At 69.6% G+C, this 14,740-nt stretch carries 13 protein-coding genes; 3 read left to right on the plus strand and 10 right to left on the minus strand.

The features are described from left to right. The first annotated feature begins 20 nt into the window (after positions 1-20). Complete coding sequence (gene pabB, locus Bsp3421_RS33310; RefSeq protein ID WP_274001299.1) at positions 21-1,886, plus strand: aminodeoxychorismate synthase component I; 1,866 nt, start codon at positions 21-23, stop codon at positions 1,884-1,886. A gap of 121 nt (positions 1,887-2,007) precedes the next feature. Here pabB and panB read toward each other — a convergent pair whose 3' ends face one another. The 6 genes from panB to hda are packed head-to-tail and all read right to left on the minus strand — an operon-like array spanning position 2,008 to position 7,064. Beyond that, a complete protein-coding gene (panB, locus tag Bsp3421_RS33315) occupies positions 2,008-2,826 on the minus strand; it encodes a 3-methyl-2-oxobutanoate hydroxymethyltransferase (RefSeq protein ID WP_274001302.1) in 819 nt (272 codons plus the stop codon). Between the two features lie 41 nt (positions 2,827-2,867). Then, positions 2,868-3,551: a deoxynucleoside kinase gene (locus tag Bsp3421_RS33320; RefSeq protein ID WP_274001305.1), complete on the minus strand. Its 684-nt coding sequence runs from the start codon at positions 3,549-3,551 to the stop codon at positions 2,868-2,870. After that, positions 3,548-4,096 carry a 2-amino-4-hydroxy-6-hydroxymethyldihydropteridine diphosphokinase gene (gene folK, locus Bsp3421_RS33325; RefSeq protein WP_274001306.1) on the minus strand — a complete coding sequence of 183 codons (549 nt, stop codon included), beginning with the start codon at positions 4,094-4,096 and terminating at the stop codon, positions 3,548-3,550. The genes Bsp3421_RS33320 and folK overlap by 4 nt, the downstream gene beginning before the upstream one ends. 35 nt (positions 4,097-4,131) lie before the next feature. Then, a complete protein-coding gene (pcnB, locus tag Bsp3421_RS33330) occupies positions 4,132-5,634 on the minus strand; it encodes a polynucleotide adenylyltransferase PcnB (RefSeq protein WP_274001308.1) in 1,503 nt (500 codons plus the stop codon). Further along, positions 5,631-6,317, minus strand: coding sequence for an HAD family hydrolase (locus tag Bsp3421_RS33335; RefSeq protein WP_274001311.1), 687 nt, complete (start codon positions 6,315-6,317; stop codon positions 5,631-5,633). The genes pcnB and Bsp3421_RS33335 overlap by 4 nt, the downstream gene beginning before the upstream one ends. 21 nt (positions 6,318-6,338) lie before the next feature. After that, complete coding sequence (hda, locus tag Bsp3421_RS33340; protein WP_274001313.1) at positions 6,339-7,064, minus strand: DnaA regulatory inactivator Hda; 726 nt, start codon at positions 7,062-7,064, stop codon at positions 6,339-6,341. Between the two features lie 220 nt (positions 7,065-7,284). On the opposite strand from hda, the gene purM reads away from it, so the two are divergent. Further along, complete coding sequence (purM, locus tag Bsp3421_RS33345; protein WP_274001314.1) at positions 7,285-8,340, plus strand: phosphoribosylformylglycinamidine cyclo-ligase; 1,056 nt, start codon at positions 7,285-7,287, stop codon at positions 8,338-8,340. A 90-nt stretch (positions 8,341-8,430) separates the two neighbouring features. Here purM and miaA read toward each other — a convergent pair whose 3' ends face one another. Next, complete coding sequence (gene miaA, locus Bsp3421_RS33350; protein ID WP_274001317.1) at positions 8,431-9,411, minus strand: tRNA (adenosine(37)-N6)-dimethylallyltransferase MiaA; 981 nt, start codon at positions 9,409-9,411, stop codon at positions 8,431-8,433. Then, on the minus strand, positions 9,408-11,408 hold the full coding sequence (mutL, locus tag Bsp3421_RS33355; RefSeq protein ID WP_274001319.1) for a DNA mismatch repair endonuclease MutL: 2,001 nt from the start codon (positions 11,406-11,408) through the stop codon (positions 9,408-9,410). Before mutL ends, miaA begins: the two co-directional genes overlap by 4 nt. A gap of 178 nt (positions 11,409-11,586) precedes the next feature. On the opposite strand from mutL, the gene Bsp3421_RS33360 reads away from it, so the two are divergent. Continuing rightward, positions 11,587-12,264: a DedA family protein gene (locus Bsp3421_RS33360; RefSeq protein WP_274001320.1), complete on the plus strand. Its 678-nt coding sequence runs from the start codon at positions 11,587-11,589 to the stop codon at positions 12,262-12,264. Positions 12,265-12,348: 84 nt separating this feature from the next. On the opposite strand, the gene Bsp3421_RS33365 is transcribed toward Bsp3421_RS33360, so the two are convergent. Both Bsp3421_RS33365 and Bsp3421_RS33370 read right to left on the minus strand, forming a co-directional pair. Then, positions 12,349-13,164 (minus strand): mechanosensitive ion channel family protein, encoded by an 816-nt coding sequence (locus Bsp3421_RS33365; RefSeq protein WP_274004440.1) that lies wholly within the window; start codon positions 13,162-13,164, stop codon positions 12,349-12,351. A 126-nt stretch (positions 13,165-13,290) separates the two neighbouring features. Further along, entirely contained in the window at positions 13,291-14,127 is an 837-nt protein-coding gene (locus tag Bsp3421_RS33370; RefSeq protein WP_274001323.1) for a class II glutamine amidotransferase, read from the minus strand. Between the last annotated feature and the right edge of the window lie 613 nt (positions 14,128-14,740).

Here is a 14,740-nt window from a genome sequence, read left to right on the forward strand (position 1 = left end):
GGCCGATAAGGTGAAGCGGGATGGCTGAGCTTGACGGGAGCGCGGTCTTCGCGCTCCTCGACGATTGCGACTCGACCGCGGCGACGCGGTCGAGTCGCTTGTATACCGGGTTCTCGCACGAACGCATGTGCACCGATCCGGCGACGCTCGATGCGGTCTGCGACGCGGTCGCGGCCGATGCGCGGCGCGGGCTGCACGCGATCGTGCTCGGCGACTACGGGTTCGGGCGGAATCTGCAACTGGCGCAGCCAGGCGATGCGCCGCTGCGTTTTCTGTTGTTCGACCGGGTCGAGCGCTTGTCGCGCGAGGAGGCCGACGGCTGGCTCGCGCAGCGCGACGGCGGCGCGGCGACGCCGTCGGTCGCGGGCGTCGCGCGGGTGCGCAAGAGCGTCACGCGCGCGGCATTCGACGCGGCGCTCGCGGCGGTGCAGCGCGCGCTGCGCGACGGCGATTCGTATCAGGTCAACTACACCTACCGGCTCGATTTCGATGCGTTCGGCGCGCCGCTCGCGCTGTATCGGCGGCTGCGCGCGCGTCAGCCGGTGCGCTACGGCGCGCTGATCGCGCTGCCGGACGACGGCTGGATCGTGTCCTGCTCGCCCGAGCTGTTCATCGAGAAGGCGGGCGCCCGGCTGCGCGCGCGGCCGATGAAGGGCACCGCGCCGCGCGCGGCCGAGCCCGCGGCCGATGCGGCCATGGCGCGGCTCCTCGCGAACGATCCGAAGAATCGCGCGGAAAACGTGATGATCGTCGATCTGCTGCGCAACGACGTGTCGCGCGTCGCGCGCACCGGCAGCGTCCGGGTGCCCGCGTTGTTCTCGGTGGAGCCGTATGCATCGGTATGGCAGATGACCTCGACGGTCGAGGCCGAGCTGCGCGACGGCGTGCGCTTCGCGGACGTGCTGCGCGCGCTGTTCCCGTGCGGCTCGATCACGGGCGCGCCGAAGCACGAGACCCTGAAGCTGATCGACGCGCTCGAGAGCACGCCGCGCGGGCTGTATACGGGCGCGCTCGGCTGGCTCGACGCCGCGTCGGACGACGGCGCGCATCCGTGCGGCGACTTCTGCCTGTCGGTCGCGATCCGCACGCTGACGCTTGCCCCGGCCGACGCCCAGGGGCGACGGCGCGGCGTGATGGGCGTGGGCGCGGGGATCGTGCTCGACAGCGTCGCGGCGGACGAATACGCGGAGTGCGAGCTGAAGGCGCGCTTCCTCACGGGCGCGGAGCCGGGCTTCGCGTTGTTCGAGACCATGCAGGCGACGCGCGCCGACGGCGTGCGCCATCTCGATCGCCACCTCGCGCGGCTGCGCGCGAGCGCGGACGCATTCGGTTTCGCGTACGACGAGGCCGCCTTGCGGGCGGCGCTCGCGGCGCGTTGCGCGGCGTTCGACGAACCGGGCGCGCATCGCGTGCGACTCGCGCTGGCCAAGGACGGCGCGCTCGAACTCACGGGCGCGCCGCTCAAGCCGCTCGCGGACGGGCCGGTGGGCGTGATGCTCGCGTCGGAGCACGGTTTCGCGGCGGTGCCGTCGGGCGATGCGCTGCTGCTGCACAAGACCACGCGGCGCGCGCACTACGATCGCGCGTGGCAGCAGGCGGAGCAGCAGGGCTGCTTCGACATGCTGTTCGTCAACGAGCGCGGCGAGCTGACGGAAGGCGGGCGCTCGACGGTGTTCGTCAAGTTGGATGGACGCTGGTATACGCCGCCGCTCGCATCGGGCGTGCTGCCGGGGGTGATGCGCGGAGTGCTGCTGGAGGATCCGCTGCTCGCCGCGAGCGAGCGGGTATTGACGCAGGACGACCTGCTGCGCGCGGAAGCGCTGATGCTGAGCAATGCGTTGCGCGGCGCGGTCGCGGCGCGGCTGGCGCGCGCGCCCGGGGGCTGAGCGGGCCGCGTCGTCGGCGGGGGCGTTCCGGTCGCAGTCGCCCGCCGCGCGGGCCGCGATCACGTTGCTCGTTTGCGGACGGCGCGTTCGCGCCCGCCCGCATCACCCGCCGTTCAGGCGTTCAGAACGAATGCTCGGGCCCCGGGAAGCTCCCGTCCTTCACCGCGTGCACATACGCCTCGACCGCGGCAAAGATGCCGCCCGGCTGGCCGTGCATGAAATCCTTCACGAAGCGCGGCCGCTTGCCGGGGAACACGCCCAGCATGTCGTGCAGCACCAGCACCTGTCCCGAGCAGTCGACGCCCGCGCCGATGCCGATCGTCGGCACCCGCAGCAGCTGCGTGACCTCGGCCGCGACCAGCGTCGGGATCGCCTCCAGCACGACGAGCTGCGCGCCCGCCGCTTCGATCGCGCGCGCGTCGCGCAGCAGCTGCGCCGCGCCCGCCTCGGTCTTGCCCTGCACCTTGAAGCCGCCGAACGCATGCACCGATTGCGGCGTGAGGCCGAGGTGCGCGCACACCGGCACCGAGCGCTCGACCAGGAAGCGCACCGTCTCCGCGAGCCATTCGCCGCCCTCCAGCTTGACCATCTGCGCGCCCGCGCGCATCAGCTTGACCGCGCTCGCGAACGCGTCGGCCGGCGTGCCGTAGGTGCCGAACGGCAGGTCGGCGACCACCAGCGCGCGCGGCTGCGCGCGCGCGACGCTGGCCGTGTGGTACGCGATCTCGTCGAGCGTGACGGGCAGCGTCGTGGTCTGCCCTTGCAGCACGTTGCCGAGCGAATCGCCGATCAGCAGCACGTCGACGCCCGCGCGGTCGAGCAGCGCGGAAAAGCTCGCGTCGTAGCAGGTGAGCATCGCGATCTTCTCGCCGGCGTCGCGCATGGCCTGCAGCTTGGGGACCGTCACGGCCGGCCGGCTCGATTCCTGGAGATAGGTCATGGGTGTTCCGATTCGATGGGTGAAGGAAAGGGCGCGCCGCCTCAACGGGCGGCGCCGCCCTTGACGAAGTATTCCTTGCGGCCGCGCATCGTCTCGATCCGGTCGACGAGCAGCGCAAGGTCTTCGGGGGATTCGAGCGGATTCAGGTGTTCCGCCGCCACGGTCAGCACGGGGGTGCGATCGTAGTGATAGAAGAATTCGTTGTACGCGTCGGAGAGCGCGCGCAGATAGCTGTCGCTGATCTGCTGCTCCATCGCCACGCCGCGCTTCTGGATCCGCGCGTACAGCACCTCGGGCGTCGCCTGCAGGTAGACCACGAGGTCGGGCGCGGGCGCGCTCGTATCGACCTGCGCGGCCAGCGCGCGATACAGCTGCCACTCGTCGTCGGGCAGCGTGAGCCGCGCGAAGATCTCGCTCTTCTGCAGCATGAAATCGGTGACGAGCGGCGTGCCGGCCGCGTAGGCGGCGGTGATCTCGCGCGCCTGCTGCGCGCGCTGCAGCGTGAACGACAGCTGCGCGGGCAGCGCGTAGCGCGCGGTGTCGCGATAGAAGCGTTCGAGGAACGGGTTGTCCTGCGGGCGTTCGAGCAGCGGCTGGGTCGACCAGCGCGCGGCGAGCCGCTTCGCGAGCGAGGTCTTGCCCACGCCGATCGGCCCCTCGATCACGAGGTGGCGGCACGGCGGCCGCGAGTCGGGCGGCGTGACGGTCAGGGGTGCGGCGTTCATTGGCAGGTGGGTTTGCCGGGCTGCGCGCCCGCTTCGTCGGCGAGCGTGCGCAGCAGTTGGCATTGGCAGGACTGGACCTTCTCGATGCGCTGCGACGCGACGGCGGCGAGGAAGGCGTCGGCGCGGCCGAGCGCGGGGATCTCGAGCGCCGGGTCGATCTCGACGAGCGGCACGAGCGCGAACGCGCGTTCGGTCAGGCGCGGGTGCGGCACCACCAGGTCGGGGCTGTCGATCCGGTGCGCGCCGTACAGCAGGAGGTCGATGTCGAGCGTGCGCGGGGCGTTGCGGTACGGGCGCTCGCGGCCGAAGTGATGCTCAATCTTCTGGCACAGCGCGAGCAGCTCGTGCGCGTCGAGCGGCGTGTCGATCTTGACGACGCAGTTGTAGTAGTCGTCGCCGCCGGCGTCGATGGGCGCGGTGCGGTACAGGCTCGACTTGCCGCACACGGTGACCGTGTGCTGCTGCGCGAGACAGACGACCGCGTCCTTCAGCGCCTGGCGCGCGTCGCCCAGATTGGCCCCCAGTCCGAGATAAGCAACCGTCATGGCATCACTTCCTGCATCGTTCGACCGCGTGCGCGTCAGTCGCCTTGCTGCGGCGTCTGTTCCGTGCCGTCGTCCGGCGTGCGATTGCGCGCGCCGCCTCGGCGGCGACGCTTGCGCGGTGATTTCTCCTTGGTGCCGCCCTGCGTGAGCAGCGCTTCACGCTGCGCGATGTCGCCGTCGATGAAATCCGTCCACCATTGGCCGACCTCGCCGTCCAGCTCGCCGGACTCGCAGCGCAACAGGAGGAAATCATACCCCGCTCTGAATCTTTGGTGTTCCAGCAGCCGCAGCGCGCCGCGGCCCGAGCGTTTCTCGAGGCGCAGCTGCAGCCCCCAGATCTCGCGCATGTCGGCCGAGAAGCGCTTGTGGATCGCGAGCTTCTCGGTCTGCATGTCGAGCACGTCGTCCATCGCGCGGTTGAGCGCCGGCACCGGGAATTCGCCCTCGGCCACGTATTGCTCGTAGCGCTGGCGCATGTCGTGCCACAGCAGCGTCGCGAACAGGAAGCCCGGCGACACCGGCTTGCCCGCGCGCACGCGCGCGTCGGTGTTGTTGAGCGCGAGGCGGATGAATTTTTCGCCCTGCGGCTGTTCGAGCACGACGTCGAGGAGCGGCAGCAGCCCGTGGTGCAGCCCTTCGGCGCGCAGCCGCGTGAGGCAGGCGAGCGCGTGGCCGGACAGCAGCAGCTTCAGCATCTCGTCGAACAGGCGCGCGGCCGGCACGTTGTTGATCAGGTCGGCCAACTCCTGGATCGGCGCGCGCGTATGCGGCTCGATCTCGAAGCCGAGCTTCGCCGCGAAGCGCACCACGCGCAGCATCCGCACCGGATCCTCGCGGAACCGCGTGGCCGGATCGCCGATCATCCGCAGCAGGCGCGCGCGCATGTCGGCCATGCCGTCGTGGTAGTCGAGCACGGACTGCGTGGCCGGGTCGTAGTACATCGCGTTGATCGTGAAGTCGCGGCGCGTCGCGTCCTCGTGCTGCTCGCCCCAGACGTTGTCGCGCAGCACGCGGCCGCTCGCGTCGACCGCATGGGTGCGGCGGTCGAGCTCGTCGCGCTTGAGGCGCTTGGCGGGCGGCGGCGGCGCGTCGCCGGCGGCCTGCGGGTCGACCAGCGCGCGGAACGTCGACACCTCGATCAGTTCCTGGCCGAACTGCACGTGCACGATCTGGAACCGGCGGCCGATCAGGCGGGCGCGGCGGAACAGGCGCTGCACCTCGGTCGGCGTCGCGTCGGTGGCGACGTCGAAGTCCTTCGGCGCGATCCCGAGCAGCAGGTCGCGCACCGCGCCGCCGACGATGAACGCGCGGAAGCCCGCCTGTTGCAGCGTGTCGGTGACGCGCACGGCGTTCTTCGAGATCAGCGCGGGATTGATGCCGTGCACGCCGGCCGGCACGATGGTCGGCTCGGTCCGGCGGGCCGGGGCGGCGGCGCGCGCGGCTTGGGCGCCGCGCGGGGCACGGGCGGGGGTGTCGGTTGCCTGGGCCGCGTCGGCGGCCTCTTGTCCGAGCAGCTTGCGGATGAGTTTTTTGATCACGACGGTTGGAAAAGATCGAGGATGCGCCAGCCATGCGTTTGCGCATGCGCGCGCAGGGTGGCGTCGGGGTTGGTCGCGATCGGGTCGGTGACCTGTTCGAGAAGCGGGATGTCGTTGTGCGAGTCGCTGTAGAAGTAGCTGTGCTCGAAATCGCCGAGCTGCTTGCCGAGCGACGCGAGCCAGGCCTGCGTGCGGACGATCTTGCCTTCGCGATAGCTCGGCGTGCCCGTCGGGCGGCCGGTGAACGCGGAGTCGGGATGGCCGTCGACGGTCTCGACCTCGGGCGCGATCAGCGCATCGATGCCGAATGCGGCGGCGATCGGCCGCGTGATGAATTCGTTGGTCGCGGTGACCAGGCAGCACAGGTCGCCCGCGTCCTGGTGGCGGCGCACGAGTTCGAGCGCCGCCGGCAGCATCGCCGGCCGGATCACCTCGTGCATGTATTGCGCGTGCCATTGCGCGAGCTGCGCGCGCGAATGGCGCGCGAGCGGCGTCAGCATGGCGATCAGGTAAGCGTGGATATCGAGTTTGCCCGCCTTGTAGTCGGCGTAGAAACGATCGTTCTGCCGCGAGAAGCTGTCCGCGTCGACGATGCCGAGTTTCACCATGAAACGACCCCATTCGTGGTCGCTGTCGGTGGGGATCAGCGTGTGATCCAGGTCAAAGAGTGCCAGATTAGTCATGGAAGCGCATTTTACTTGAAGCTACTTGAGCCGGCCGGAAGCGCCGTCGTCGTGCTCGGGCGTGGCCAGCATCGTGCGCAGCAGCGGCAGCGTGACCGCGCGCTTTTGCGCGAGCGAGAACCGGTCGAGCGCGTCGAGCAGCGCCATCAGGCTTGGCATGTCGCGGCGGAAATGGGTGAGCAGGTAGGCGGGCACGTCGTCGGCGAGCGCGATGCCGCGTTCCTTCGCCGCCCGCTTGAGTACGGCCGCCTTGCCCTCGTCGGACAGCGGCGCGAGATGGAACACGAGCCCCCAGCCGAGCCGGGTGCGCAGGTCTTCGCGCACGTCGAGCGCGAGCGGCGCGGCAGGGCCCGTCGCGACCAGCGCGCTCGACGGATGCGCGCGCACCTCGTTGAACAGGTTGAACACCGCGATCTGCTGGGTGTCGCTGAGCGCGTCGCAGTCGTCGACCGCGTACAGCGACACGCGCGGCTCGAAGGTGAAATCGCCAAGCCCGCTTTGCGGGCCCAGGTAGCGCGCGCAACCGTACGAGGTGTCGTGCACGAGCGCCTGCAGCAGGTGGCTGCGGCCGCTGCCCGGTTCGCCCCAGACGTAGAACGTGCGGTCGGCCACCGGGCCGGCCGCGAGCGCGAGATCGAGCCGGCGCAGGCGCGTGACCAGTTCGTCGTTCGCGCCGATGTAGAAGTTGTCGAACGTGGAGGGCGGCGGGGTGCCGAGATCGAGCGTCAGTTGCCGGGTAACAGTCACGGTTCGAATCGGGTCGGGTGAAGCGGGCCGGGCATGCCGCGTCCGGCCGCCCGACGCGCGCGGCCGGACGCGGCGCGAAGCCGGGCCGGGCGCGGAGCGGGCGTCAAAATCGGGGACGAATTCGGCAAGATGCTTTCCCTGGTGGATCGGTGCGGGGAATTCCGGCCGGGCGTCCGGCTTCGGGTAAAATCGCATTTTACCGACCTTCTTGCCTTTCCCCATGAATCCTCCGAAATCCGCTCCTGGCGCCCAGGGTCTCTCCTATCGTGACGCGGGCGTCGACATCGACGCGGGCGACGCGCTCATCGACAAGATCAAGCCGTTTGCGAAGAAAACCCTGCGCGATGGCGTGCTGGGCGGCATTGGCGGATTCGGCGCGCTGTTCGAGGTACCGAAGAAGTATCGCGAGCCCGTGCTCGTGTCGGGCACCGACGGCGTCGGCACCAAGCTCAAGCTCGCGTTCCACCTGAACCGCCACGACACGGTCGGCCAGGATCTCGTCGCGATGAGCGTGAACGACATCCTCGTGCAGGGCGCCGAGCCGCTGTTTTTCCTCGACTATTTCGCGTGCGGCAAGCTCGACGTGGACACGGCGGCCACCGTCGTGCAAGGCATCGCGACCGGCTGCGAGCTCTCGGGTTGCGCGCTGATCGGCGGCGAGACGGCGGAAATGCCGGGCATGTATCCGGACGGCGAGTACGACCTCGCGGGCTTCGCGGTCGGCGCGGTCGAGAAGAGCAAGATCATCGACGGCAGCACGATCGTGCCGGGCGACGTGGTGCTGGGCCTCGCGTCGAGCGGCATTCATTCGAACGGCTTCTCGCTGGTGCGCAAGATCATCGAGCGCGCGAACCCCGACCTGTCGGCGGATTTCCACGGCCGTTCGCTGGCCGACGCGCTGCTCGCGCCGACCCGCATCTACGTCAAGCCGCTCCTCGCGCTGATGCAGAGCCTCGCGGTCAAGGGCATGGCGCACATCACGGGCGGCGGGCTCGTCGAGAACATCCCGCGCGTGCTGCGCGACGGCCTGACCGCCGAACTCGACCAGGCGGCCTGGCCGCTGCCGCCGCTGTTCAAGTGGCTGCAGGAGCACGGCGGCGTCGCCGACGCGGAAATGCACCGCGTGTTCAACTGCGGGATCGGCATGGCCGTGATCGTCTCGGCGGCGGATGCCGACGAGGCGGTGCGCCAGCTGAGCGCGGCAGGCGAGCAGGTGTGGAAGATCGGCGTCGTGCGCGAGAGCCGCGAAGGCGAGGCGCAGACCGTCGTGGTCTGACGCGCCGCGCGGGCCCGTGCGGTCCGCTTCCATATCAAAAAAACCCGGCTGTATCAGCCGGTTTTTTTTGCGTGCGCAATTCGCGCTGATTCACGCGCGCCGGTCGGGCGGCGCGTCGAGCAGCCGTTCGAGCGCATCCACTGCGCGCGCGGTCGCATCGTCGGCGCAGCAGTCGACCACCACGCGCTCCGGCATCGAGCGCAGCCACGTGAGCTGGCGCTTGCACAGCTGGCGCGTGGCGAACACGCCCTTGTCGCGCATGGTCCGGTGGTCGGTGAGCCCGTCGAGGAATTCCCAGGCCTGCCGGTAGCCGACGCAGCGCATCGACGACAGCCCGAGATGCAGGTCGGGCCGCCGGCGCAGGTGTTCGACCTCGTCGATGAAGCCCGCCTCCAGCATCGCGTCGAAGCGCTCGGCGATGCGCGCATGCAGCACCGCGCGGTCGGACGGTTCGAGCGCCACCGGCATGAAACGGTAGCGGGCGGCGTCCGCATCCGCGCGCGGCGGGACGGCGAGCAGCGCCGACAGCGGCTGCCCCGTCAGCATCAGCACCTCCAGCGCGCGCTGGATCCGCTGCGCGTCGTTCGGCGCGAGCCGCGCGGCCGTGACCGGATCGGCGGCCGCGAGCCGCGCGTGCAGCGCCGGCCAGCCGTCGCGCGCCGCCTCGGCGTCGAGCGTGGCGCGCAGGTCGGGATCCGCGCCGGGCAGGTCGTTCAGGCCCTGGGTGAGGGCCTTGTAGTAGAGCATCGTGCCGCCCGCGAGCAGCGGCGTGCGGCCGCGCGCGATGATCGCGTCGACGAGCCGCAGCGTATCCGTGCGGAATTCGGCGGCCGAGTACGCGTCGGCCGGGTCGAGGATGTCGATCAGGTGGTGCGGGACCTGCGCGCGCTCGGCGCGGCTCGGCTTCGCGGTGCCGATGTCCATGTCGCGGTAGACGAGCGCCGAATCCACGCTGATGATCTCGACCGGCCGCCGCGCCGCGAACGCCAGCGCGGCGGCCGTCTTGCCCGATGCGGTCGGGCCGAGCAGGCAGGCGACCGTGCGCGGCGCGGCGAGAGGCGGCGCGCTCATTGGCCGCGCATGAAGAGACGATCGAGGTCGCCGAGCGTGAGCTGGTACCAGGTCGGCCGGCCGTGATTGCACTGGTCCGCGCGCTCCGTCGCCTCCATCTGGCGCAGCAGCGCGTTCATCTCGTCGAGCGTGAGGCGCCGGTTCGCGCGCACCGCGTGATGGCAGGCGAGCGTGCCGAGCAGTTCGTGCTGGCGCTCCGTCAGCACGCGCGAGCCGCCGAACTCATGCAGGTCGGCGAGCACCGCGCGGGCCAGCGCCGTCAGATCGGCGTCCTTGAGCAGCGCCGGCACCGCGCGGATCGCGAGCGTGGTCGGCGACAGCACGGCCAGATCGAAGCCGAGCGCATCGAGCGTGTCGCGTTCCTCCTCGACCGTGCCGATCTCGACCGCCGTCGCGTTCATCGACACCGGCAGCAGCAGCGCCTGCACCGCGATCGACCGGTCCGCGAGCGCGCGCTTGAATTGCTCGTAGAGGATCCGCTCGTGCGCGGCGTGCATGTCGACGATCACGAGGCCGTGGGCGTTTTGCGCGAGCACGTAGATGCCGTGGATCTGGCCGAGCGCGAAGCCGAGCGGCTGAGCGTCGTGGGCGTCCTGCGCGGCCGCGCCTTCGCCTTGCCAGGCCGGCGGCGCGGCGAACGGCGCGCGTTCGCCGGCATCGGGCGCCGCCTCCGCGCCCGTCGTGCCGGGCAGCGTGCCGGCGCCGCTGTCCTTGCGGCCGAACAACGCGTCGTACAGCGCGAGCGGCTGCGCGACCGGCAGCGTGCCCTGGGTCATTCGCGACTGGCGCTGCCAGAGGCTGCCGCCCGCGCCGCCGCCCGACAGCCCGCCGCCGCCCGTCGGTCGCGCGAAGCCGCCGGACTGGCCGAGCGGCGTGGCCTGGAACGAGGCCGGCGCGGCGCCGGGCGCGAGCTGCGCGGCGTGGCCGCCCGCCGTGGTGTCCGGCGAGGCGCCCGCGTGCCGCGCGAGCGAGCGCTGCACCGCGTGGAACACGTATTGGTGGATCGAGCGGGAATCGCGGAAGCGCACCTCGATCTTCGACGGATGGACGTTCACGTCGACCGCCTCGGGCGGCAGGTCGAGAAACAGCACGTAGGACGGGTAGCGATCACCGTGCAGCACGTCCTCGTAGGCGGCGCGCACCGCGTGGGTGAGCAGCTTGTCGCGCACGAAACGGCCGTTCACGAAGAAATACTGCTGGTCCGCGCGGCCGCGGCTCGCGGTCGGCAGGCCCGCGCAGCCGTAGACCGCGAGCGGCCCGGCGCGTTCGTCGAGCGGCAGGTGGGCGGTCGCGAACGCGTCGCCGAGGATCTTCGCGACGCGCTGCGCGGGTTCGCTCGCGTTCCAGTGCTCGACGGCCTTGCCGTTGTGAAGCACCGAGATCGCGACGTCCGGCCGCGCGAGCGCCGCGCGGCGGATCATTTCGAGGCAATGGCCGAATTCGGTCTGCTCGCTTTTCAGGAACTTGCGGCGCGCGGGCGTGTTGAAGTACAGCTCGCGGACCTCGATCGTCGTGCCGCGCGTGCCGGCGGCGGGCGACAGCACGCCCGTCTGCGCGTCGATCCGGGTCGCGTGCGCGGCTTCCTCGGTGCGGCTCGTGATGAACAGCTCCGCGACCGAGGCGATCGACGCGATCGCCTCGCCGCGGAACCCCAGCGTCGCGACCGCCTCCAACTCCTCCAGCGAGCGGATCTTGCTGGTCGCGTGGCGCATCAGCGCGAGCGGCAGCTCGTTTTCCGGGATCCCGCAGCCGTCGTCGGTGATCGCGATGCGCTTCACGCCGCCTTCCTCGAGCACGATGCGCAGCGTGCGCGCGCCGGCGTCGAGCGCGTTCTCGAGCAGCTCCTTGACGACCGACGCGGGCCGTTCGACCACTTCGCCCGCGGCGATCTGGCTGATCAGCTGGTCGGGCAGCGGCTCGATCGCGCGCAGCGGGCGCGGGGCGGAGGGCGGGTCGCCGGGCAGGTCGCCCGCGGCAGTTTCGGAGATATCGGACATGACGGAATTATAACGAGGCCGCGCGTCGGCCGCGGAGCGCGCGAACGTGGGCCGGCTCACGCCGCGCGCCAAAATTTCACGGCCGCGCAGAGTACTTTCTGTATGATTACGCGTGGTTTTTTGCCGTCGGGCGCGGTGCCCGGCGGGCGCACACATCCCCTGGAAAGAAGGAAACGCATTGGATACGCTGCTTCATTTCGTCAATCTTGTTCTGCATATCGATGCATTCCTCGGTGATTTCATCCGGCAATACGGCGCCTGGGTCTACGTGGTGCTGTTCCTGATCGTGTTCTGCGAAACCGGGCTCGTGATCTTCCCATTCCTGCCCGGCGATTCGCTGCTGTTCATCGCGGGCGCGTTCGCCGCGACGGGGGAGATGGAACTGGCCGCCCTGATCCTGTTGCTGCTGGTCGCGGCGATCGGCGGCAACACGGTGAACTACCTGATCGGCCGGAAGATCGGGCCGAAGGTCTTCAATACGCATATTCCGGGGCTGGAACGCTTCCTGGATCGCGCCGCGCTGCAGAAAACCCACGATTTCTACGAAAAGCACGGCGGCAAGACCCTGGTGCTCGCGCGCTTCATCCCGGTGGTGCGGACCTTCGCGCCGTTCGTCGCGGGCGCGTCGTCGATGGAAGTCGGCAAGTTCCAGCTGTTCAACGTGGTGGGCGCGCTGATCTGGGTGCTGCTGCTCGTGTTCCTCGGCTACTTCTTCGGCAACATCCCGTTCATTCGTCACTACCTGAACGTGATCGTGCTGGTGGGGATCGGCGCGGCGATCATCCCGCTGCTGCTCGGCGGGCTGTGGAAGCTCGTGCGCGGCAAGGGCCAGAGCGGCAAGGTCGAACGCCGCTGAGCGATCGGCCTCGCCAGGCTGAATCCGGCGTGACCCGCGGGCCGCGCTTTTTACGTGCGCGGCCGACCGTGCGATCGAGGTCGGTTACGACGCCGTGCGATGTGCGACCGGCGTTTCCGGCGTCGGATAGTGCGCGTCGCGGAACGTGTCGAGGATCACGCGGTTGGTGTCGCAATACACCTGCCAGTAGTTGGCCGGTTGCGTCGACGGCCGCACGAACAGCAGCGGGCCTTCCGGCGTGAACTGCAGCACGCCGACGTCGGGCGCCGGTTCGGCGATGACGTTCGGGACCTGCGCGATCGCGGTTTTCAGGCGCGCGATCGCGTCGACCGCGTCCACCCCGTTGGCGATCTTCGCGGTCAGGTCGACACGCCGGTACGGCATGATGCTGTAGTTGGTGATGTTGTCGGAGAAGATCTTGTTGTTGCCGACCAGCGTGACCAGGTTGTCGGGCGTCAGGATCGTCGTGCCGAACAGGCCCAGCTCCTGCACCGTGCCCGTCACGCCGCCCGCCGAGATCACGTCGCCGACCTTGAACGGGCGCAGCACCTGCATGAACACGCCGGCTGCGAAATGCGCGAGCAGGCCGCCCCACGCGGTGCCGACCGCGAGGCCGAGGCCGGCGAGCAGCGCGGCGAACGAGGTGGTCTGCACACCGAACACCTGCAGGATCGCGAGGACCAGCAGCATGGTGAGCAGCACGCCGACCACCGAGGTCAGGTAGCGCGACAGCGTCGGATCGACCTTGCCGCTGCGGTTCACGATGCGGCCGAGCAGATGGGTGACGAGCTTGATCGCCCAGCGGCCGATGATCCACAGCGCGATCGCGGCGAGGACCTTGAGGCCGAAATCGAGGCCGCGGGTCAGCAGGAATTCATGAACGGAAGCCAGATCCAAGATGGGTTCTCCGAAGTGAGGGGAAAGAGGGCGATGCGGTTGCCCGCGGCACAGGCGCTGCGCCGGATGCGGCCGGGGCGCGCTGCAAGGCTTCGGCCGGGCGCGGCCCGATTCGTTCCCGCGGGCACGCTACACGCGGTGCTGCGGGGCAAAGGCGTGCTGGGTGATGACGCCGCGATGCGCGATGATCGCCGTGCCTTCCGGCACTTCCTCCCACGCTTGCGGCAGGTCGACGAGCGGCTCGGACAGCACGAGGAACGCGTCGTCGCCGACGGCCGCGATGCGCGGATCGTGCGGGTAGAGTTCGTGCAGATGGCGGAACGACGTGCTGTGAAACAGCGTGCGGGATTGCCGCTCGCTCGAATAGCGGACCGCGACGATCCGCTCGCCGTCGGTCGCGCAGACCGTCATGTTGAGCGGTGCATCGACGCCGTGCTTCGCGGCGGTTTCCTCGATCGTCGCGACCATGCGTTCGAGCGCGCGCACCGGATCCTGGGTGAGCCCGAAGGTCAGCGCGAGATGGAACATCACCTCGGAATCGGTGGAGCCCTCGATCGACGCGAACAGCGCGGGATCGATGCGCATCATGAGGTCGCGCCGCAGCGTCTGATAGCGGCGGATCAGGCCGTTGTGCGCGAACAGCCAGCGGCCGTGGCGGAACGGATGGCAGTTGGTTTCCTGGACCGGCGTGTCGGTGGCCGAGCGGATGTGCGCGACGAACAGCGGCGCATGGATCGCGCGCGCGGCTTCATGCAGGTTGCGGTCGTTCCAGGCCGGGTTGACCGAGCGGTAGCGGAACGGCAGTTCGTTCGGACGGCCGTACCAGCCGATGCCGAAGCCGTCGCCGTTGGTGGTGGTCGCACCCAGGCGCGCGTGAAGGCTTTGATCGATCAGCGAATGCTTCGCGCGGAACAGCACGGTTTCGAGCTGGATCGGGTTGCCGGTGTAGGCGAGCCAGCGACACATGGTGCGCCTCCGGAGGCGGTGAGGTCTGCCAAGGATAGCGGATTTCGGCACGGGCATACGAAAGCGGAAGTTGCCGTGCCGCGCACGCGGGGCGACCGCGATCGTCTGCGTCATGAACCCGCGACGCATCGTCGGCTGGCATGCGACGCGCATGGAACCGGTAAGCTGTGCGGATGCGCGTATTCGCCGAGCAAACATGGGTGGGGCAAACGCGGGCGGCGAATTCGTCGGGATACGCCGGCCCCATGGCAGCCGGTCCGCGTGTGCGGCGCCCTCGTCTGCGTGCGTGCCGGCCGCGTCGACGGCCGGGCCGTGTATCGTGGGGAGATTGCGCCGGCAATGCATGCCCCGTGGATACGCTAATTGAGCCGCGCCGAAATCAACGGGTAGCCTTTATGCATCCGGGATACGGCGCAATGCGATCGGCAGGTCGGATATCGATATGATTATTCGCATGCGCGCGCATCCATAAAGCTGAAATGCCGGCGCGTTCGTTGAACCGCTTGAAATCGTGCCGGCCTGGAATTGCATATCGTGATAAAGGCTGGAAGAACAGGTTGCGCGACGCGATATAGGTGAATCGGCCTACCTGCGAATACGCGTCATTTTCGCG

The organism is Burkholderia sp. FERM BP-3421 (assembly GCF_028657905.1).
Taxonomy (GTDB): Bacteria; Pseudomonadota; Gammaproteobacteria; order Burkholderiales; family Burkholderiaceae; genus Burkholderia.